This is a genomic window from Flavobacterium chuncheonense (assembly GCF_042686145.1).
Classification (GTDB): Bacteria; Bacteroidota; Bacteroidia; order Flavobacteriales; family Flavobacteriaceae; genus Flavobacterium; species Flavobacterium chuncheonense.
This window is the reverse complement of record NZ_JBHUPC010000013.1, coordinates 564,928-584,883: the sequence shown is the minus strand read 5'-3', so window position 1 is coordinate 584,883 and position 19,956 is coordinate 564,928. Positions and strand designations below refer to the sequence as shown.

Below are 19,956 nucleotides of genomic sequence, written 5' to 3'. Positions count from 1 at the left end.
AACGATTAATTAGGTTTTGTATAATAAATTTCTAATTTCATTTTTTTATCATCAGCTATCGCTGAAGTATTACCATATAACACTGTACCTAATGGATTCATAACAGACGCAGCAGGTAATTTTTCCAAGCCATTCAAAGGGTCAACCTCGAAAACATTTGCCAATGCTGAAATATTAATATTTTCAGTAACCGAAACCCCCAATCTCACATTTTTATTTGACAAAACATCATCATTATTAACAATCTTATCGATGTGGTTTTTAATTCGCACTACAAATTGCAATGCTTCCCCATTACTATTTACTTTAAGAAATCCATCATGGATATATTTATTGTTCTTTGAATCAGTAGCAGTTGTACCATCATAAATATAATCCAACAAAACAGCATTATTATCTGCATCATAAACAAATATTCGTTTAGGATTCTTTTGGCCATTATTCTTAATTGAAAAGATCAATAAAGCCTCATTTATCAACCAATTATTAGACCTTAATTCTTCCAACTCAAAAGGCACATTTGTCTCAGGATTAACCGGTCCAAACAAATCTATTAATGCCACAGAACCATTACCTCCTTTTACGTGTAAAAAATCTTGATTAACCCCAAAAGGCAAATCCAAAACAGATTGATAATCTTGTGAAAAAGAATTTTCAAAAAAATTAACCGTATTTCCTTTTAAGTTCAATTTAATAATATTTTTACGAGACTCTCCCCCAATTTCATTTTTTGAATGATATTGAATAGCAACATAACCTTTTGAAAAATCCAACTGAGCCAAAGGACTAGAACCACCATTCGAAGCAACATCAAAAAATAACCCTTTAAAATACTCTTTAAAAACATTATTATTAATCAAATTAGAACTTGATGCTTGGATAATCTTCGTCTGAAAAGTAGCTTTATCTAAATTAATCCACATACCAGGCGCAAGTCGCTCTTTAATCACTCGTTGTGTATTATCCAACACTACATTCCCTTCTGCATCAACATAATTTCCTTCCCCATCAGTCTCATAAATAATAATTTCTTCCTTACTAAACTTAAACTGGGTGTTTTCAGCTGTATTAGAAGAATTATTCAACAAACCACCTTGAATACTAGATGAAATCAAGCCTTTCTGATTTGAATAATACCTCTGCCTTACAGTTGGATCTTGAGAATCAAAATCACTTAGATAATAACCATTTTCGTAGATTTTTAAATCAAAACTCCCATTTAAATCTCCATATATAGAATCCAACTCATAAGTATTAGCTTCGATACCTAAACCCGTAGCTGTCTGTCTCGAAAAATAAGGAACATATAGATATACAGAATCATTCACACTATCAAAAGTGACATCTATACCAAAATCAGGATTAGATATTGGCAGCTCTAATTGCGTAACAAAACTTGAAATCGTTTCCCCAAAAGCTGGATCACTATAAACTCCTAATGAATTAATTACCAGATTGTTAGATTGAACCGCACCTGTCTTAACAGTGTAGGCACTTAAATTCTGAACTTCATAACGATCAAATTCATAATGACCATCTCCAACTATATCAGAACCTAAAGTATTAAAATCTCTATCACATGAAACTGTAAAAACAGCAGCAATAACGACTAAACTTAGAAAGATTTTTTTCATATTAAATTTAAAAATTACAACAGATGCTCTTTGATAAAGTCTGCATAAACTTCTTTAATCGCATCTTTAGCAGCGAAAGGTAAAAAAGGTTTCCCTGATGTTTCTATATATTTTGTTAAATTTGAAGGCATATCCTCAGAACCGATAATTACAGCATCTGAATGATCAATTGTCAACTTCATCAAACTTTCATAATCCGGTTTCGAAACAATATTTGAAACCGACTCATCGATATTATCAAACATCATTTTTGAACTCAGTTTCTCATCCAACAACCCTTCGTATCCAGAGCTATAAACAGAAGTAACAATTTTTGTATCAGCAAAAATACCTTCATTTTTATAATAATGCTTCAAATAAACCGGCAATAACGCAGCCATCCATCCATGCACATGAATTGCATCTGGAACCCAATTTAATTTCTTAACAGTCTCTACAACACCTTTTGCAAAGAAAATTGCACGCTCATCGTTATCAGGATACAAAGCACCATCCTCATCACTAAAAGTTGCTTTGCGTTTAAAATACTCGTCGTTATCTATAAAGTATACTTGAATTCTTTCTTTAGGAATCGATGCCACTTTTATAATTAACGGCATATCCATGTCATTGACCACCAAATTCATCCCTGATAATCGAATAACCTCATGCAATTGGTGTCTACGTTCATTTATATTTCCATATCGTGGCATAAAAATACGTATTTGACCCCCTATATCATTAATCATTTTTGGGAATTCATACGACTGCAACGACACTTCGTTCTCTGCTAAATAGGGCACCACTTCAGATGATACATACAATATCCTCTTATCTTTCATAATATTTTAAGTTTATCTTTTGGGTTCAAAAAACACGCAAAAGTACAAAAATTTATGGATTTATCCAGTAAAATAGTAAGTTTGCACCCAAATCAATCTTTAATCTAATGCTTGTTTTCAACAATAAAGCTGAACTACAGAAACACTTAGCACCTTTAAAAAGGCAAAAAAAAACCATTGGATTTGTACCAACTATGGGCGCTTTACATAAAGGTCACCTTTCGCTTATTAATAGATCTTTAAGCGAAAACGACGTTACTGTAATGAGTATTTTTGTCAATCCCACACAATTCAACAACCTAGAAGATTTAGAAAAATATCCCAGAACTTTAGAAAGTGACGTTGATAAAATTCAAACTTTAAGCAATGAAGTTATAGTATATGCTCCTAGCGTTAATGATATTTATGGCAAAAATACTGAATCCGATCATTTTTCTTTTGACGGGCTAGAAGATCAGATGGAGGGCCAACACCGTCCTGGACATTTTGATGGCGTAGGTACTATTGTAAAAAAGTTGTTCCAAATCACAACGGCCGATAAAGCCTATTTTGGCGAAAAAGATTTTCAACAATTACAAATTGTAAAAAAATTAGTTGAAAAAGAACAACTCCCAACTCAAATTATAGGTTGCCCCATATTTAGAGAAGAAAGTGGTCTCGCCATGAGTTCTCGAAATGAAAGACTATCTACTGTTTCTAGAGAAAAAGCAGCAATTATTTACCAAACGCTGAAAGAAGCAAAACAACAATTTTCTAAATCATCAGCACCTGAAGTAATCGCATTTGTAAAAACAACATTTGAAAAACATCCTGAATTTACGCTAGAATATTTTGAAATTGCTGATGAAGCAACCCTATTACCAATAGAAACTAAAGATCCACAAAAAGACTACAGAGGATTTATTGCAATTTTTATTGATAACATCAGATTAATAGATAATATTTCAATGAAATAATTACCTTTGCACCATGCGTATTGAAGTAGTTAAATCGAAAATTCATAGAGTTACCGTTACTGGTGCCGACTTGAATTACATTGGAAGCATTACCATTGATGAAGCATTGATGGAAGCTTCAAACATTATTGAAGGTGAAAAAGTTCAAATCGTTAACATTAACAATGGCGAACGATTGGAAACTTATGCTATCAAAGGACCACGCGATACAGGCGAAATTACACTTAATGGTCCAGCTGCCCGTAAAGTTCACCGTGGCGATATTATTATCATTATTTCTTATGCTTCTATGGATTTTGAAGAAGCAAAACAATTTAAACCAACTTTAGTTTTTCCAAACGAAAAAGACAACTCTTTAACGTAATTTGAAAAAACGAATTAATAACATACTTAGCATAATACTCCCACTTATAATGGGAGTTTTTTTAGTTATATATACCTATAATTCTTTTACAGAAGATCAAATTCTGAAAATGAAAAGTTATTTTATAAACGCTAATTATTATTTCGTTTTCGCTTCAGGAATTTTAGCTTTATTTGGTTATATACTTAGAGCTTATCGATGGAAATACACACTAGAATACATTGGGCATCAATCAGATTTTAAGTTCAACTTTGTAGCTGTAAGTATTGGATATTTTCTAAACTTAACCATTCCCCGATCAGGAGAAGTTTCAAGGGCAGCCTTATTAACCAAATATAAAAATGTGCCTTTTGACAAAAGTTTTGGAACTATTATAGCCGAACGAATTGTTGATTTTATTATTCTTTTACTTTTTATCCTTACTGCTGTTGTATTAGAATTCTCGACTCTTAAAAATTTCCTTTTGGAATATATCCCTGTTGAAAAACTAATAACACTCTGTATTACAGGAATATTTTTAGGTATTACCGGACTTTCGCTTTTAGTCTATTCAAAATGGCCAATAATTGTTAAGATACGAACTAAAATTTCAGGCTTTACCGAAGGAATACTTAGCGTATTCAAAATGCCAAAAAAATGGATTTTTTTATCCTACACTTTATTAATTTGGCTTACGTACATATTAATGTTTTATTCGGTAATTTTTGCATTAGAAGAAACACGGATTATTACCTTTAGTGCTGTTATTGTTGCATTTGTAATTGGCAGTTTAACGATAGCTTTCACCAATGGTGGATTTGGATTTTTCCCAGTTTTAATAGCTAAAATTTTATTCCTTTACAACATTCCAATCGAAGCTGGAAACGCCTTTGGATGGATTGTTTGGACCTCACAATTGCTGATAACAATCTTACTTGGGGGACTCGCTTTTTTAATTTTACCAGCCTTCAACAAAAAAGAAATTAATTAGTATATTGCTGTTCCAAAATCAAAGCATAAACTTTATGAGAACTGCATTATTTCTATTTTTTGCACTTTTAGCCAAATTTGGCTTTTCCCAAACTTTAAACGAATCAATAGAATCAAAAAAACTAAGAGGTATACGCGAATTTTCTGTCACGCTACCAAAAAGTTACGAACGTAATATTGACAAAAAATATCCTATTCTACTTGTACTAGATGGCGAATATTTAGCAAGTCCCTTCACAGGAAATTTAACTTATGGCGCTTATTGGGATGACCTTCCAGAAATGATAGTAGTTTCATTGTACCAAAACTATGCAGAGCAACGCTTTCATGATAGTGAATTTGATGAAGCGGGATTACCAACTGGTTCTGGTGCTGATTTCTTCGAGTTCATCGGAATAGAATTATTACCTTATATTGAAGGAAAATACAGAACCCAACCATTTCGAATCATTGCAGGACACGATACAACGGCTGGCTTTTTAAATTTCTATTTGTACAAAGACAACCCTATTTTTAACGGATATATTTCACTTGCCCCAGAAATGGCTCCTGGAATGGAAAAGCGTGTTGCAGAACGACTTGCAGCTATTAGTAAACCTATTTTCTACTATTGCGCATCCGGAGAAGGAGACTTAGCTGAATTAAAAGAAAAAGCAGAAGAACTACGTTTAAACATTCAGGCTATACCTAACAAAAATTTCAACTATCGTTTCGATGCGATTCCAGGTGCGTCACACTATTCTTTAGTACCGCAAGCCATTCCGCAAGCTTTGTATTTTATTTTCAATGGTTACCAACCTATTTCTATGGTTGAATTCCAAGAAAAAATCCTTACACTAGACGCTGGCTATACGCAATATTTAATTGATAAATACACTACACTAGAAACCAAATTAGGTTTAAAAGTACAGCCTCGATTAACCGATTTTAAAGCAATTGAAGCAGCAATCATAAAAAACAAAGCCTATGCTGAATTGCAAGAACTTTCAAAATACGCCGAAAAACATTACCCAAAAACCACTTTAAGTGTATATCATCAAGCACTTTACTATGAAAAAATGGGGGAATACCGCAAAGCAGAAAAAGAATACAAAAAAGCCTTTACTAAAGAAGATATCCGAGAGTTAACAAAAGATTTTATGCTAAAAAGAGCTGAAAATTTGAAAAACAAAGAAGACGATTCTAAAGTTGAGGAATATGCAGAGCCTTTACCAGAAGATGGTGGTGAAGTAAATAGCGAAGAAACACAAGAAGGAGAAGAATAAAAGAATGAGTAAAATAAAAACCTCTTTTTTCTGTCAAAACTGTGGCACTTCCTTTTCCAAATGGCAAGGGCAATGTCATGCTTGTAAAGAATGGAATACCATTGTTGAAGAAATTATTCAGAAAGAAGAAAAAGTAGCTTGGAAAACAACGACAAAGGAAACTACAAAAGCTGCAAAACCTTTATTAATAAAAGAAATTGATTCCGCACAAGAAATCCGATTAAACACAACTGATAGTGAGTTAAATCGGGTTTTGGGAGGCGGATTAGTACCTGGTTCTTTAACTCTTCTAGGAGGTGAACCCGGTATTGGTAAGAGTACACTTCTACTTCAAATTTCTTTAAAATTACCATACAAAACGCTTTACGTTTCTGGAGAAGAAAGTCAAAAGCAAATAAAAATGCGTGCCGAGCGTATTTTGCCAAGCAGTGAGAATTGCTACATTTTAACAGAAACCAAAACACAAAACATCTTCCGTCAGATTGCAGAAATGCAACCGGAAATTGTTATAATTGATTCGATTCAAACTCTACACACCGATTTTATTGAATCGTCTGCAGGTAGTATTTCTCAAATCAGAGAATGTACCGCAGAGCTAATAAAATTTGCAAAAGAGAGTAATACACCAGTCATCTTAATTGGACATATTACTAAAGATGGAACCATTGCCGGCCCAAAAATATTGGAACATATGGTCGATACTGTCTTGCAATTTGAAGGCGACAGAAATCATGTGTATCGCATTTTGCGTTCCTTAAAAAACCGCTTTGGTTCTACCGCAGAATTAGGAATTTATGAAATGTTAGGTAGTGGTTTACGAGAGGTAGACAATCCTTCCGAAATTTTAATCTCTCACAAAGAAGAAGAACTATCCGGCACTGCTATTGCCTGTACATTAGAAGGTATGCGTCCTTTAATGATTGAAATCCAAGCCTTGGTCAGTACAGCGGTTTACGGAACACCACAAAGAAGCACAACCGGTTACAACGCCAAACGCCTGAATATGATTTTAGCTGTATTAGAAAAACGCGCTGGTTTCCGATTGGGCATGAAAGACGTTTTTTTAAACGTAACAGGTGGTATTTCTGTTGATGATACTGCAATCGATTTAGCTGTAGTAGCAGCCATATTATCATCCAACGAAGACATTGCCATAGCCGAAGGCTTTTGTTTTGCTGGAGAAGTTGGATTATCGGGAGAAATTCGTCCTGTGAACCGAATTGAACAACGCATACAAGAAGCAGAAAAACTTGGTTTTACCACCATTTTAGTTTCCAAACACAATAAAATTGCGCTTAAAAACACAAAAATCAACGTTATTTTAGTTTCTAAAATCGAAGATGTTGTAAGCGAATTATTTGGTTAATAACATTTCAATTAATTAATAATCAAATTATTACTATCTTTAAGAGAATCTTAAAGATAGTAATATGAAAAAAATACTTCTTTTAATTTTATCATTTGCAAACCTAGTTCCTGTTGCACAAACAATCGCTATTGAAGCATTTGCATCTGGATTTTCAAATGCAGTCGAGATTACACATGCAGGTGATAGTCGGTTATTTGTAGTTCAAAAAGCAGGATTGATACGTATTTTAAATTCTGATGGAACCATCAACCCAACACCATTCTTAGATGTTTCCAGTTTGACAGTTTCAAGTGGAGAAAGGGGCTTGTTAGGCCTAGTCTTTCATCCAAATTATGCTAGTAACGGGTATTTCTTTATCAATTATACCAATACTTCCGGCAATACTGTTATTGCTAGATATACTGTAAATCCTGCCGATTCTAATTTAGCAAATCCTACAGGTGTAATCTTAATGACCATTACCCAACCCTATTCCAATCATAATGGTGGTAGTTTGAAGTTTGGCCCGGATGGTTATTTGTATATCGGAATGGGTGATGGCGGAAGTGCTGGAGATCCTGAAAATAGAGCGCAAAACATCACTACTAATCTTGGTAAAATGTTGCGAATTGATGTGGATGTTACTACAGCTCCCTATTATGCTTCTCCCCCTTCAAATCCGTATGTAGGCATAACGGGAAATGATGAAATTTGGGCTATTGGCTTAAGAAATCCGTGGAAATTTTCTTTTAACCGACTTACTGGTGACTTGTGGATAGCTGATGTAGGCCAAAACAATATTGAGGAAATTAATAAAATAACCACACCACTAACTGCTGGTTTAAATTTTGGCTGGAGATGCTATGAAGGAAATGTGGCATATAATACTTCGGGTTGTGCTGCTGTCAGTACAATGACAATGCCAATAGCACAATATAATCACTCCAATGGTTGCTCAATTACGGGAGGGTATGAATATACCGGCTCATTATATCCCGCCTTTCAAAACAAATACTTTTTTGCCGACTATTGCGTAAACCGATTGGGTTACGTTGACACCACAAACAACACCATCTCCTACACGCCAAATTTTAGCGGCTCCAATAACTTTACTTCTCTAGGAGAAGATATGAATGGTGAATTATACATAACCAATTCCACCACAATTTATAAAATAATTGACAACACCGTTGCCAGTAGTTCAAGCTTTGAAAAAAATGGATTTATCTTGTCACCAAATCCCGTAAAAGATAGTTTTACGATTACCAATGACAATCATTGGAATATCTCCAGAATAGAAGTCTATGACCTGACTGGAAAACAATATAAAGCAACAACAATCACAAATTCTGAAGTCCTAAAAATGGATATTTCAGGGCTTCAAAACGGTGTTTATCTTGTGAAAATATTGACTGAAGACGGTAATAACTTCAATACTAAATTAATAAAACAATAATTGAAATTAAGGTGCCGGATTTGGAATAAGTTCTTGAATCTTTTCAATTTCAGCAACAATTTCAGCACTAAGTTTTACATCAAAAGCATCTATATTTTCATTTAACTGCTCCATTGATGTTGCACCAATAATTGTTGATGTTACAAATTGTTGCTGGTACACATAAGCCATCGCCATTTGTACCAATGTCAACCCATTAGCTTCTGCTAATTCTTTATAAAGTTTTGTTGCTTTGGTACAGTTATCATTTGTATAACGAACGAAATTTCGAAACAAATCTAAACGGGAATTTTTCACAAACCCATTCAAATGCTTTCCTGTAAGCACACCAAAAGCTAAAGGAGAATATGCCAATAACGCAACATTTTCACGCATTGTTATTTCGGAAAGACCAACTTCATACAATCGGTTTAACAATGAATATGGATTTTGAATACTTGCAATGCGTGGTAAACCATGTTTTTCACTTTCCATCAAAAACCGCATAACACCCCAAGGATTTTCATTTGAAACTCCAATATGCTTGATTTTACCTTCTTTGATTAAGCCATCAAAAACAGTTAAAACATCAAAAATATTATCTTGCCATTTCGTATCCAATTCTTGCACACCTCTCTTTTGAAACATGTTCATGATACGTTCTGGCCAGTGCATTTGATACAAATCGATATAATCGGTTTGTAAATTTTTCAAACTTAACTCAACCGCTTCCGTTATGCTTTTCTTTGAAAAATCTAGCGGTTGACGAATGTATCCCATACCACGATTAGGTCCAGCAATTTTTGTAGCCAAAACAATTTCATCACGCTTACCTGACTTTTTAATCCAACTACCAATATGACGTTCGGTACTACCAAAAATATGCTCGTTACCACCTATTGGATACATTTCTGCAGTATCGATAAAATTAATCCCACGCTCCATAGCATAATCCAATTGAGAATGTGCTTCAACTTCAGTATTCTGATTGCCGAAGGTCATCGTTCCCAAGCAAATTTTACTTATTTTGATATCAGTATTGGGTAAAGTAGTAAAGTCCATTGTGCTTTTTATATTAAGAATTCCAAATTTACAAAGTTTTACAAAAAGAAAAAGGCTCGAAATACAATTCGAACCTTTTAATATTCTTATTTCTAAATTAGAAACTATAATTCATTCATTAAATCTGAAATTTCATCCAATTTTGGCGCAAGGATAATTTCAATTCTTCTGTTTTTTGCTTTTCCTTCTGCAGTATCATTAGACATCAATGGCGCATATTCACCTCTACCTGCTGCTGTAAGATTTTTTCTATCAATACCTTTATTTTCACCTAAAATATTAACAATAGCCGTAGCACGTTTTGTTGACAAATCCCAGTTGCTTTCAACTCCACCACCAATCGAACCTACAATTTTATCATTATCAGTATGCCCTTCAATTAATACAGCGATATCTGGATTTTGAGCCAATACATCACCCAAAGCCTTTACTGCTTTTTTACCTTCTGTACCTACTGTCCAACTTCCCGATTCAAACAACAACTTGTTCTCCATAGAAACGTACACTTTACCATTACGTTTTTCTACTGTCAATCCTTTTCCTTCGAATGCATTTAATGCTTTCGATAAAGTCTCTTTCAATCTGTTCATTGTCGCTTCTTTCTCAGCAATTTTTTGCTCTAACTCAGACAAACGACTTGAAGAAGCTTCTAAATCAGCTTTTAATTTATTCAAACGTTCTTGCTCAGCAGTCAAAGCTTTTTGCTTCGCCTCTAATTCCGCCAACAATTCTCTGTTTTTTCTCATGTTGCTTTCCAAAGCATCACTACTATTTTTCTCTAAAGCAGCATAAGAAGACTTTAAATTACTTAAATTTTTGCTTGACGCAGCATAATCAGAAGCTAGTTTATCACGCTCTGCTTTTACCTTATCTAATTCAGACTGTAAATTGTCGTGATCCAATTCTAATTGGTTTTTAGATTTTGACAACTCTTCATTTTCATCTGCCAAATTATTGCGTTCTTTCTTTAAATCGGCATATTTACTCTCCAAGTCTTGATAAATTTTCTTAGAAACACATGAAGTGGTTAAACCTAATACTACAGCGGCTAAAGCAACTTTTTTAATCATAATTTATATTATTCTTTTGGGGTTTACTTAATTTCTACTAAAACGGGACAATGATCGGAATGTTTTGCTTCGGGTAAAATCAATGCTCGGTTAATTTTATCTTTTAATCCTTCTGCAGCTAGACAATAATCAATTCTCCATCCTTTATTATTATTTCGTGCATTTGCTCTATAACTCCACCAACTGTAATTGTGAGGTTCTTTATTCAGCATACGAAAAGTATCGATAAATCCACTTTTCATAAATGCATCCAACCACGCACGCTCTTCAGGTAAAAAACCAGAAACTTTTGCGTTTCGAATTGGATCATGAATATCTATAGCTTCATGACAGATGTTATAATCACCACAAATGACTAAGTTAGGAACCTCCTTTTTCAATTCATCAATGTAATTTTGAAAGTCATCCATATATTTGAACTTGTGCTCCAATCGATCAATATTCGTACCGGAAGGCAAGTACAAACTCATAATAGAAACTCCGTCGTAATCTACTCTTAAGTTTCTACCTTCGGCATCCATATGATTGATTCCAGTTCCAAAAACAACATTCTTTGGCTCAGTTTTGGCCAAAATGGCTACACCACTATATCCCTTTTTCTCAGCTGAAAAATAATACTGATAAGGATAACCTGCTTCAGTAATGGCCTCTGTTGGTATTTGACTTTCAACTGCTTTGATTTCTTGCAAACAAATCACATCAGGATTTGCTTGTTGCAACCACTCTAGAAAACCTTTTGTAATTGCAGCTCTAATTCCATTTACATTGTACGAAATAATCTTCATTTTCCTCTATTCTTAGTCACCCAAACCTACACAAAAAAAAAGACTTATAAAAAATTTTAACTCCTTTTTTAAAATCGAAAAAAATCAAAAATTTAACTTACGGTAAACATCTTAACTACAACAGAATAGCATAAAAACCATTTGAAATTGAAGCTCCAAAATTCAAAAAGAATTAATTATTGGTTATTATTGTTATCTTTGTTTAGTTCAAACAAAATGTAAATGGGATTAGTCACAGCCAAAGAAGTAGCACAGGCTATTAATACTAATAAGTATGGTTTTTTAGGAACTTTTTCAGGTTGGTTACTGATGAAGGTGCTTAAGATTTCTACTCTCAACAAAATATACAATAGAAATAAGCATTTAACCGATGTTGATTTTTTAAATGCGATATTAGACGAGTTTCAAATTAAGTTTGAAATTCCTGAAGAAGACTTAAAGCGATTACCTAAAGAAGGTCCATACATTACGATTTCCAATCATCCACTTGGCGGTATTGATGGTATTTTACTTTTAAAATTAATGCTAGAACGTGAGCCTAATTTTAAAATTATTGCCAATTTTTTATTGCACCGCATTGAACCAATGAAACCTTACATAATGCCTGTTAATCCTTTTGAAAACCATAAGGATGCCAAGTCGAGTGTAATAGGAATCAAAGATACTTTACGCCATTTAATTGACGGTAAACCATTAGGTATATTTCCTGCGGGAGAAGTTTCCACTTATAAAGATGGTAAATTAGTTGTAGACAAACCGTGGGAAGAAGGGGCTTTAAAAATTATTAAAAAGGCAAACGTACCGGTTGTTCCTATTTATTTCCATGCCAAGAACAGTACACTTTTCTACTTTTTATCCAATTTAAACGATACTTTACGTACCGCTAAATTGCCAAGTGAATTGCTTACACAGAAAAACAGAGTCATAAAAGTTCGTATAGGTAAACCTATAACTGTTTCGGAACAGAATGAATATGATAACATAAAAGATTTCGGCGACTTTTTAAGACGCAAAACATATATGTTGTCAAACGCCTTTGAAAAAGAAAGCAAATTGATTTCGACATCAGCTTTAAAACTTCCAAAAAGTGCTCCTAAACAGATTGCAAAACCTGCAAATCATGAGCAAATTTTAGAAGAAATCGCTTATTTAAAAAAGGGTGATTATCGTTTACTTCAGAGCAAGAATTACCAGGTTTTTCTAGTAACTGCAGATAAAATTCCCAATATTCTCCACGAAATTGGTCGCTTACGAGAAATCACTTTCCGTGAAGTGGGTGAAGGCACAAACGAGTCTATTGATTTAGACAAATACGACAATTATTATCACCATATGTTTTTATGGGATGATGATACGCAGCAAATTGCAGGAGCTTACAGAATGGGACTGGGAAACCAGATTTATGCGGCACATGGCATTAACGGCTTCTACCTACACGAATTGTTCCGTTTTGAACCCGAATTGTATGATATGATGAGTAAGTCCATTGAAATGGGCCGTGCATTCATTATTAGTGAATATCAGCAAAAGCCAATGCCTTTATTCTTACTTTGGAAAGGTATTGTACACACAACGCTTCGTTATCCAGAACATAAGTTTTTAATCGGTGGTGTAAGTATCAGTAATCAGTTTTCTGAATTCTCAAAATCTCTGATGATTGAATTCATGAAATCACATTATTACGATCCGTATATCGCACAATACGTGCATCCGAAAAAAGAATACAAAGTTAAACTTAAAGATGCCGATAAAGATTTTGTCTTTAACGAAACCGAAGCAGACTTAAACAAGTTTGACAAAATAATTGATGAAGTAGAACCAGGAAGTTTACGATTACCGGTTTTAATTAAAAAATACATCAAGCAAAATGCTAGAGTTATAGCATTTAATGTTGACCCATTATTTAACAATGCAGTAGACGGTTTAATGTATATTAAAATTGCAGATTTACCTGAAAGCACTGTTAAACCCGTAATGGAAGAATTTCAAGCCGAATTAGAACGAAAAGAAAAAGGATAATCTTAGTGATTATCCTTTATTTTTTGTTTGAAATCTTCCCAACTCTCTTGAGATAAAATCGCTTTCGATTTAATTTTCTTCCCTTTCAAAGAATTTAAAATATATTTTGCACGATCTTCAGATTCAGGATGAGTAGAAACCCAATAAGTGTATTTATGCAAATCATTATCCAAAGATAGTTCATACATAAAATCAGCAAATGGGCGCGGATCGATTTCAGCATTAAGCATGTAATTTACGCTTTGCATATCTGCCTCTTTTTCCAAACTTCTATCATATGCCGAAGACGACAAAGAATGCAAGACTTCTTTTATAATTTGTGCATTAGCACCTGTCATTGACAAAAGCACTGAAAAACCTATCTCCTTTGATAGTTTCTTCATTACATGATTATTCTCGATATGCGCAATTTCGTGACCTAAAACTCCTAAAAGCGCTTGTTCATTTTTACAATCTAAAATTAAACCTGTATACACTACAAGGTGTCCATCTGGTAACGCAAATGCATTTACCTCGTCCTTTTCAACCACATGCACTTTCAAACTATCTCTTGTAATGTAATTTTCTTTACATAAAGGCAAAAGCAAAGAATCCAATTTATCTATAATTTCTTCGTCGTAAATTACATCTTCTGCTTTTTCAATTTGCTCCCAAATCAAATCACCTATCTTATTCTCCGTATTCGTCTTAATCGATTCTACACCAAAAAAACTAACGAAATTAACTTGGGCTAATAATAGCCACATTCCGAAAAAAGCGCCAAAAACAATTAGTCCTCTACTTAATAGTTTCATTTCTTTTAAAAATTAAATGGGTTAAATCTGCAAAGAAAAACAGTTCCGAATGGATACCTTTACGCGTTTGAGAAGCTAAAATTAATGTTGTGATAAATTCAATTAAATTAAACGTTACCAATGTTATCATATAGGCAATATAATAGTTGGTTACTTTATCATCCATGAAGAGAACACCTACAGTCCACCAAAATCCTGCACTATTAAAAAAGAACAATCCCAATTGTGATAACAAAGCTTGTGTACAATGCCACTTTACAAAATCGGTACTTTTACGATTTGCTAGATAAAAGAAAAAAGTTGCCAATAAATTTAAAATTGGCAAAGGCAACCCTCCAATAACAGCAACTAATGACATCAAATAACTATTTGAAGCCCTTTCCATTTCGGAGTCTACTGGTTTGTAATAAAATTGTTTTGTTGTAATCATAATCCTTTTTTTATGTTCCAATACCAATTTAAAAGCACTAGAAGAATTAAAAAAACGGCAACAGCTCTTTTGTTAATTACAAGTTCTATTTGCTTATATGCTCGATAAAAAGAATCTTTATTAAATAGTAAATCTACAATTATCCATGTTGGAGCCACCATCATGATTAAGGCTACAATTATCCCAAATGGATTTATCAATAGAGAAGAAAACAAATGCCCTTTTGCAATTTGAGCTACTGCTCTGGTAGTTCCGCAAGAAGGACAAGGAATGTTGGTTACATTTTTAAACAAACAAGCTGAGAAATCAGCTTCGTCAACTTTATTCATTGTATAAAGCAACCAACAATACCCTACAAAACAAGCAACTAATACAAAAAGATATAGCTTGTTTTTAGTCATTTATTACATGAAAGCTTGGTTAAATTTTTCCATGTTTTTTTCCTTAGTTGCCCCTTGAATCAAGAACCAATCTACGATTGCCCAAATACCAAGTCCACCACAAGTAAGTAGTTTCCCTACACCCATTCCTGTATCACCTATATAAAAACGGTCAATACCGTAAGCACCAGCAAAAATAGAAATTAACAATGCTGTTGTTGGGTCTTTAAATTGAAGCATTTGTACCATAGGCCATTTTTCATCATCCAATCGCAATAATTGTTCTCTTATTGCGTTCAAATGATGACCTTCAAAATACTTACCGTTTGCCATCATGAACATGTCTACCTTTTGTGATTCCATTTTATATATAATTTTTAGTTGGTTCTTCTTAAATAATCAGATTGCTAATATATAAATTTATTGAAAAGCAGCATCAATTGGCTCCCAAAGTTCTATCTTATTTTTCTCACAATCTAAGATCCATGCAAACTTTCCATACTCATAAGTCTCCATCTCCCCTACAATTGTTACACCTTCTGCCTCTAATTTTAACAAAAGCCCTTCCAAATTATTGACTCTAAAGTTTTGCATAAACTCTTTTTCCGAAGGACTAAAATACTTGGTATCAGCTTTAAACGGACTCCATTGCGTAGAACAATCATTGCCTTTTGCATCTTTCCACCAAAAAGTACTACCATAATTATCCGTCACAAAACCTAAATGTTTGGCGTACCATTCACGTACTTTTTCTGGGTTTTCAGTCTTAAAAAAGAAACCTCCAATTCCTGTTACACGCTTATCAATAGTAGCAGTTTCGGCTGTTTTAAAATATTTTGCTTTAACTTTATCTACAATGGTTTGCGCTAACTTCTCGTGACTTTCAAAAGTCCATCCTCCAATATGTGGAGTGAGTAGTACATTATCAGCCTGACGCAAATATTCAAAATCTGGATTTTTAGATTCTTCATCGAATAGGTTTTCAAAAGACAGCTTCTCGTATTCTAAGACATCAAGCCCAGCTCCTAAGACTTTTTTACTTTTCAAAGCATCAACCAAATCTGACGTTACTACACATTTCCCTCTTGATAAATTTAACAACCAAATTGGTTTACTAAAAGCGGAAAGAAAACTTGCATCTACCAACTTATCGGTTTCAGGAGTCCAAGGCACATGCAAACTCAAAACATCTGCTTTTCCTTGAAGTTCTTTCAAACCAACTTGCCTTGCATTTGCATCTCCTACTCCTTCCAATATATCATAACACAAAACCTCAACATCAAAACCACGAAGTTTCTTTGCAAAAGCTTTCCCCATGTTACCGTAACCAATTATACCAACTGTTTTTCCATCCAATTCATAACCGCGATTGGCTTCACGATTCCACTGACCGCTTTTTACTTCTTTATCTGCTTTATTCAAATTATTAAAAAGCGACAATATCATCCCTAAGGCATGCTCACCAACAGCGTTTCTATTGCCTTCTGGAGCTGCAATAAGTGCAATATCCTTTGAAATAGCATAATCACAATCAATACTTTCCAATCCAGCTCCTACACGAGCTATAAATTGCAGATTAATCGCTTTATCAATAAATGTCTTATCAATCTTAAATCGACTGCGAATTACAACTCCATGATAATCTTGAATTTTATTCTCGATTTCCTCCTTAGACGATTTAAAATCGGCCTCATTCTGAAAGCCTAATGCATCCAATTGATCCCAAAGCAAAGGATTATTGGAGTCTATGTGTAATATTTTTATATTTTTCAAATTGTATCGTTTTTCTCATATATTTGATAAAATTAACTAATTGAAATGAAAAAAATATTGTTTTTATTAATGTTCAGTCAAATTATCATGGCGCAAAAAATTTACGAACTTGATTATCAAATGGAATACAAGGAAGAAATAGCAAACGATTCTACTAAGTCTAATTATCCTACTTATTTTATTAATTCTAAAAACAACAATCATTTATTAGTACAATTTCACCAAAATAATACAATTTCAAAATTTTCATTTGTCGACAAAGAAGTATTAATGTTTGATACAGAGGCAAATGAATTACAATTCACAAACAATGATATAATTAACATTACATGTGACAATATTTTCAAACATACTCAAGGTAACAAAGAATATGATTATAACATAAAAATATACAATGACACCATAATGGATGGTACTTCATACTATCACTACGCTATTGAAGACACTAAAAAAGTAAAAAGAAAAAAAATAAAAGCTATACATTACATTATCACAAAAGAAAATCCTGATTTTCAACTATTCATGTTATATCCATTAAAATTAAAAAACTCCAAAAAAAAAGAAATCCCTAATGGGATTATAAAAATGAAATATTTCATCAACGGAGAAAACAAAATTACTTCAAAAGTAATTTTAGAAAAAATGACTCCTATTCATAAAAAAATAATTATTCCGGAGGATTGTACACTTAAAACTAAAGGCGGTTTGATAATTATGCTTAAATAGAGACTTTTAAAACCCTAAAATAGTTTTTGCAATTGAGAAGAAAATTATAATCCCCAAAATATCATTACTTGTAGTTATAAAAGGTCCTGTCGCCAAGGCAGGATCTACACCATATTTATCAAGGACAATAGGGATAAAAGTACCAATTAAAGAAGCTGTAATAATTACCGACAACAAAGCTAAAGAAACGGTTAATCCAGTCATAATATTAATATCTAACAAAAAATGACTTCCCGCAATCAAAATAGAAGCTAATATTAATCCGTTTAATAAACTCAAGGATAATTCTTTCAACAAACGATTCAACAATGAACCCGAAAGTGCATTATTCGCCAAACCTTGCACAATAATTGCTGAAGATTGTACTCCTACATTCCCTGCCATCGCAGCAATTAAAGGAGTAAAGAAAAACAATTCTTTATGCAATTCCATAGCAGGTTCATATAAGCCCAAAACGCGAACCGAAATAAAACCTCCAAACAACGCCAACACCAACCACGGTAAACGCGCCTTCGTTAATTCTAAAATACTATCATCTGCCTCAACATCTTGCGAGATACCGGCTGCTAATTGGTAATCTTTGTCTGCCTCTTCTTTGATGACATCTACGATATCATCGATGGTAATTCTACCCACCAAGCGCCCTAATTCATCCACAACTGGAATGGCTTCCAAGTCGTATTTTTGCATGATACGGGCTACCTCAACATTTTCAGTATTTACCTTAACATAATCCACTTTTGGTATGTAAACTTCGCTAATTGGTGTTTTGGTTGAAGTGGTCAATAAATCTTTTAATGACAAACGCCCTTTTAGTCGATTTTCATCATCAACTACATAAATCGAATGCACACGCGTTACATTTTCAGCTTGTGCACGCATTTCTTTTACGCACGTTAGTACATTCCAATTTTCATTAACTTTTACCAACTCCTTCCCCATTAATCCCCCAGCAGTATCTTCATCGTAACGTAAAAGTTCAACGATATCTTTTGCGTGTTCTACATCCTCTAATTCAGAGATTACTTCCTCTTTACGTGATTGGGGTAACTCGGCAATAATATCCGCAGCATCATCGGTACTTAACTCGTCAATCTCTTCTGCAATCTCTTTAGCCGATAAGCTTCGTAAAATTTTCTCACGAACTTCTTCGTCTAATTCCAAAAGGATTTCTGCCGTTTTTTCAGAGTCTAAAGCATTAAAAATATAAATAGCCTCATGGGTTTCCATTTCCTCCATGATTTCGGCTATATCAGCAAAGTGAACTTCTTGAAGTAATTCTAAAACCTCGCGCTCCTTATTCTCCTGAATAAGAAGTTCTAATTGGTTTAAAAGTTCTTTACTGATTTTAAACTCCATCGGCTGCTATTTTTTGAGTGAGTTCGATAAATTGTTCCACCGAAAGTTGCTCGGGACGGAGGTCAAAGATACTATCTTCTTTTAAATTATCAGAATTAATGAAACTTTTTAAACTGTTTCGCATGGTCTTTCTACGTTGCCCAAAGGCTTGTTTTACCACAGCAAATAACAATTTTTCATCGCATGGTAATTGGTAATTTTCTTTACGAATCATACGCATTACACCCGACTTCACCTTTGGTGGTGGATTGAAAACATGCTCAGGAACTGTGAACAAATACTCTACATCATAAAATGCTTGTGCTAAAACTGAAAGAATTCCATAGGTTTTACTTCCTTTTTTCTCACAAATACGCTCAGCTACTTCCTTTTGGAACATCCCAGCAAATTCTGGAATTTGATCGCGCATTTCTAATGTTTTAAAAACAATTTGAGTAGAAATATTGTATGGAAAATTTCCAATTATAGCAAAAGGTTCATTCTGAAACACTTCGTTTAAATTGTACTTTAAAAAGTCTCTTGAAATAATATGACCGTGTAATTTTTGATAATGCTCATCAAGATAAGCTACCGATTCGGTATCAATTTCGATTACAAAAGTCTCAATTGGTTTATCCAATAAGTATTTCGTTAAAACACCCATACCCGGACCAATTTCCAATACTTTCTCATAGCGATTCAAAGTTAACGAATCAGCTATATCCCTTGCAATACTCTCATCGGTTAAGAAATGTTGCCCTAAGTGTTTTTTTGCTTTTACTGACAT

Annotated in this window: 19 protein-coding genes and 1 pseudogene; 8 read left to right on the top strand and 12 right to left on the bottom strand. The window is 33.6% G+C overall.

Annotated features, from left to right (window positions below; translation table 11 throughout):
* Window positions 1-5: 5 nt before the first annotated feature.
* The gene (locus ACFS5J_RS10170; RefSeq protein ID WP_379812029.1) at window positions 6-1,634 is read right to left on the bottom strand and encodes a DUF4270 domain-containing protein; all 1,629 of its coding nucleotides are present in this window, start codon (window positions 1,632-1,634) and stop codon (window positions 6-8) included.
* A gap of 14 nt (window positions 1,635-1,648) precedes the next feature.
* On the bottom strand, window positions 1,649-2,455 hold the full coding sequence (locus ACFS5J_RS10165) for a glycogen/starch synthase (RefSeq protein ID WP_379812028.1): 807 nt from the start codon (window positions 2,453-2,455) through the stop codon (window positions 1,649-1,651).
* 107 nt (window positions 2,456-2,562) lie between these two features.
* Here ACFS5J_RS10165 and panC point away from each other — a divergent pair, with 107 nt between their 5' ends.
* The 6 genes from panC to ACFS5J_RS10135 all read left to right on the top strand — a co-directional run bounded on the left by panC (window position 2,563) and on the right by ACFS5J_RS10135 (window position 8,813).
* Window positions 2,563-3,411, top strand: coding sequence for a pantoate--beta-alanine ligase (gene panC, locus ACFS5J_RS10160; RefSeq protein ID WP_379812027.1), 849 nt, complete (start codon window positions 2,563-2,565; stop codon window positions 3,409-3,411).
* A 13-nt stretch (window positions 3,412-3,424) separates the two neighbouring features.
* Complete coding sequence (gene panD / locus ACFS5J_RS10155; RefSeq protein ID WP_379812026.1) at window positions 3,425-3,775, top strand: aspartate 1-decarboxylase; 351 nt, start codon at window positions 3,425-3,427, stop codon at window positions 3,773-3,775.
* Window positions 3,776-3,824: 49 nt separating this feature from the next.
* Window positions 3,825-4,745, top strand: a complete 921-nt coding sequence (locus tag ACFS5J_RS10150) for a lysylphosphatidylglycerol synthase transmembrane domain-containing protein (protein WP_379812025.1) — start codon at window positions 3,825-3,827, stop codon at window positions 4,743-4,745.
* A 34-nt stretch (window positions 4,746-4,779) separates the two neighbouring features.
* Entirely contained in the window at window positions 4,780-6,009 is a 1,230-nt protein-coding gene (locus tag ACFS5J_RS10145) for an alpha/beta hydrolase (protein ID WP_379812024.1), read from the top strand.
* Window positions 6,010-6,013: 4 nt separating this feature from the next.
* Window positions 6,014-7,375, top strand: a complete 1,362-nt coding sequence (gene radA / locus ACFS5J_RS10140; RefSeq protein ID WP_379812022.1) for a DNA repair protein RadA — start codon at window positions 6,014-6,016, stop codon at window positions 7,373-7,375.
* Between the two features lie 64 nt (window positions 7,376-7,439).
* The gene (locus ACFS5J_RS10135) at window positions 7,440-8,813 is read left to right on the top strand and encodes a PQQ-dependent sugar dehydrogenase (protein WP_379812021.1); all 1,374 of its coding nucleotides are present in this window, start codon (window positions 7,440-7,442) and stop codon (window positions 8,811-8,813) included.
* A 6-nt stretch (window positions 8,814-8,819) separates the two neighbouring features.
* Here ACFS5J_RS10135 and ACFS5J_RS10130 read toward each other — a convergent pair whose 3' ends face one another.
* From ACFS5J_RS10130 to ACFS5J_RS10120, 3 genes are all read right to left on the bottom strand, one after another.
* Window positions 8,820-9,854: an aldo/keto reductase gene (locus ACFS5J_RS10130; RefSeq protein ID WP_379812020.1), complete on the bottom strand. Its 1,035-nt coding sequence runs from the start codon at window positions 9,852-9,854 to the stop codon at window positions 8,820-8,822.
* Between the two features lie 104 nt (window positions 9,855-9,958).
* On the bottom strand, window positions 9,959-10,924 hold the full coding sequence (locus ACFS5J_RS10125) for an OmpA family protein (protein WP_379812019.1): 966 nt from the start codon (window positions 10,922-10,924) through the stop codon (window positions 9,959-9,961).
* Between the two features lie 23 nt (window positions 10,925-10,947).
* Entirely contained in the window at window positions 10,948-11,709 is a 762-nt protein-coding gene (locus ACFS5J_RS10120; protein ID WP_379812017.1) for an exodeoxyribonuclease III, read from the bottom strand.
* Between the two features lie 222 nt (window positions 11,710-11,931).
* Between ACFS5J_RS10120 and ACFS5J_RS10115 the strand changes: the two genes are divergently transcribed.
* The gene (locus ACFS5J_RS10115) at window positions 11,932-13,728 is read left to right on the top strand and encodes a GNAT family N-acyltransferase (protein WP_379812016.1); all 1,797 of its coding nucleotides are present in this window, start codon (window positions 11,932-11,934) and stop codon (window positions 13,726-13,728) included.
* A 2-nt stretch (window positions 13,729-13,730) separates the two neighbouring features.
* On the opposite strand, the gene ACFS5J_RS10110 is transcribed toward ACFS5J_RS10115, so the two are convergent.
* The 5 genes and pseudogenes from ACFS5J_RS10110 to ACFS5J_RS10090 all read right to left on the bottom strand — a co-directional run.
* Window positions 13,731-14,522 (bottom strand): M48 family metallopeptidase, encoded by a 792-nt coding sequence (locus tag ACFS5J_RS10110; protein WP_379812015.1) that lies wholly within the window; start codon window positions 14,520-14,522, stop codon window positions 13,731-13,733.
* Window positions 14,506-14,952 (bottom strand): hypothetical protein, encoded by a 447-nt coding sequence (locus tag ACFS5J_RS10105; protein ID WP_379812014.1) that lies wholly within the window; start codon window positions 14,950-14,952, stop codon window positions 14,506-14,508. The genes ACFS5J_RS10110 and ACFS5J_RS10105 overlap by 17 nt, the downstream gene beginning before the upstream one ends.
* Window positions 14,949-15,353, bottom strand: a complete 405-nt coding sequence (locus ACFS5J_RS10100) for a DUF2752 domain-containing protein (protein WP_379812012.1) — start codon at window positions 15,351-15,353, stop codon at window positions 14,949-14,951. Before ACFS5J_RS10100 ends, ACFS5J_RS10105 begins: the two co-directional genes overlap by 4 nt.
* A gap of 3 nt (window positions 15,354-15,356) precedes the next feature.
* Window positions 15,357-15,695 carry a TM2 domain-containing protein gene (locus ACFS5J_RS10095; protein ID WP_379812011.1) on the bottom strand — a complete coding sequence of 113 codons (339 nt, stop codon included), beginning with the start codon at window positions 15,693-15,695 and terminating at the stop codon, window positions 15,357-15,359.
* Window positions 15,696-16,163: 468 nt separating this feature from the next.
* Window positions 16,164-17,105 (bottom strand): annotated as a pseudogene (locus ACFS5J_RS10090) (2-hydroxyacid dehydrogenase); the annotation flags it as partial.
* Between the two features lie 45 nt (window positions 17,106-17,150).
* On the opposite strand from ACFS5J_RS10090, the gene ACFS5J_RS10085 reads away from it, so the two are divergent.
* Window positions 17,151-17,831 carry a hypothetical protein gene (locus ACFS5J_RS10085; RefSeq protein ID WP_379812009.1) on the top strand — a complete coding sequence of 227 codons (681 nt, stop codon included), beginning with the start codon at window positions 17,151-17,153 and terminating at the stop codon, window positions 17,829-17,831.
* Window positions 17,832-17,837: 6 nt separating this feature from the next.
* Here ACFS5J_RS10085 and mgtE read toward each other — a convergent pair whose 3' ends face one another.
* Both mgtE and rsmA read right to left on the bottom strand, forming a co-directional pair.
* Window positions 17,838-19,190 carry a magnesium transporter gene (gene mgtE / locus ACFS5J_RS10080; protein ID WP_379812008.1) on the bottom strand — a complete coding sequence of 451 codons (1,353 nt, stop codon included), beginning with the start codon at window positions 19,188-19,190 and terminating at the stop codon, window positions 17,838-17,840.
* A complete protein-coding gene (rsmA, locus tag ACFS5J_RS10075; RefSeq protein ID WP_379812007.1) occupies window positions 19,180-19,956 on the bottom strand; it encodes a 16S rRNA (adenine(1518)-N(6)/adenine(1519)-N(6))-dimethyltransferase RsmA in 777 nt (258 codons plus the stop codon). The genes mgtE and rsmA overlap by 11 nt, the downstream gene beginning before the upstream one ends.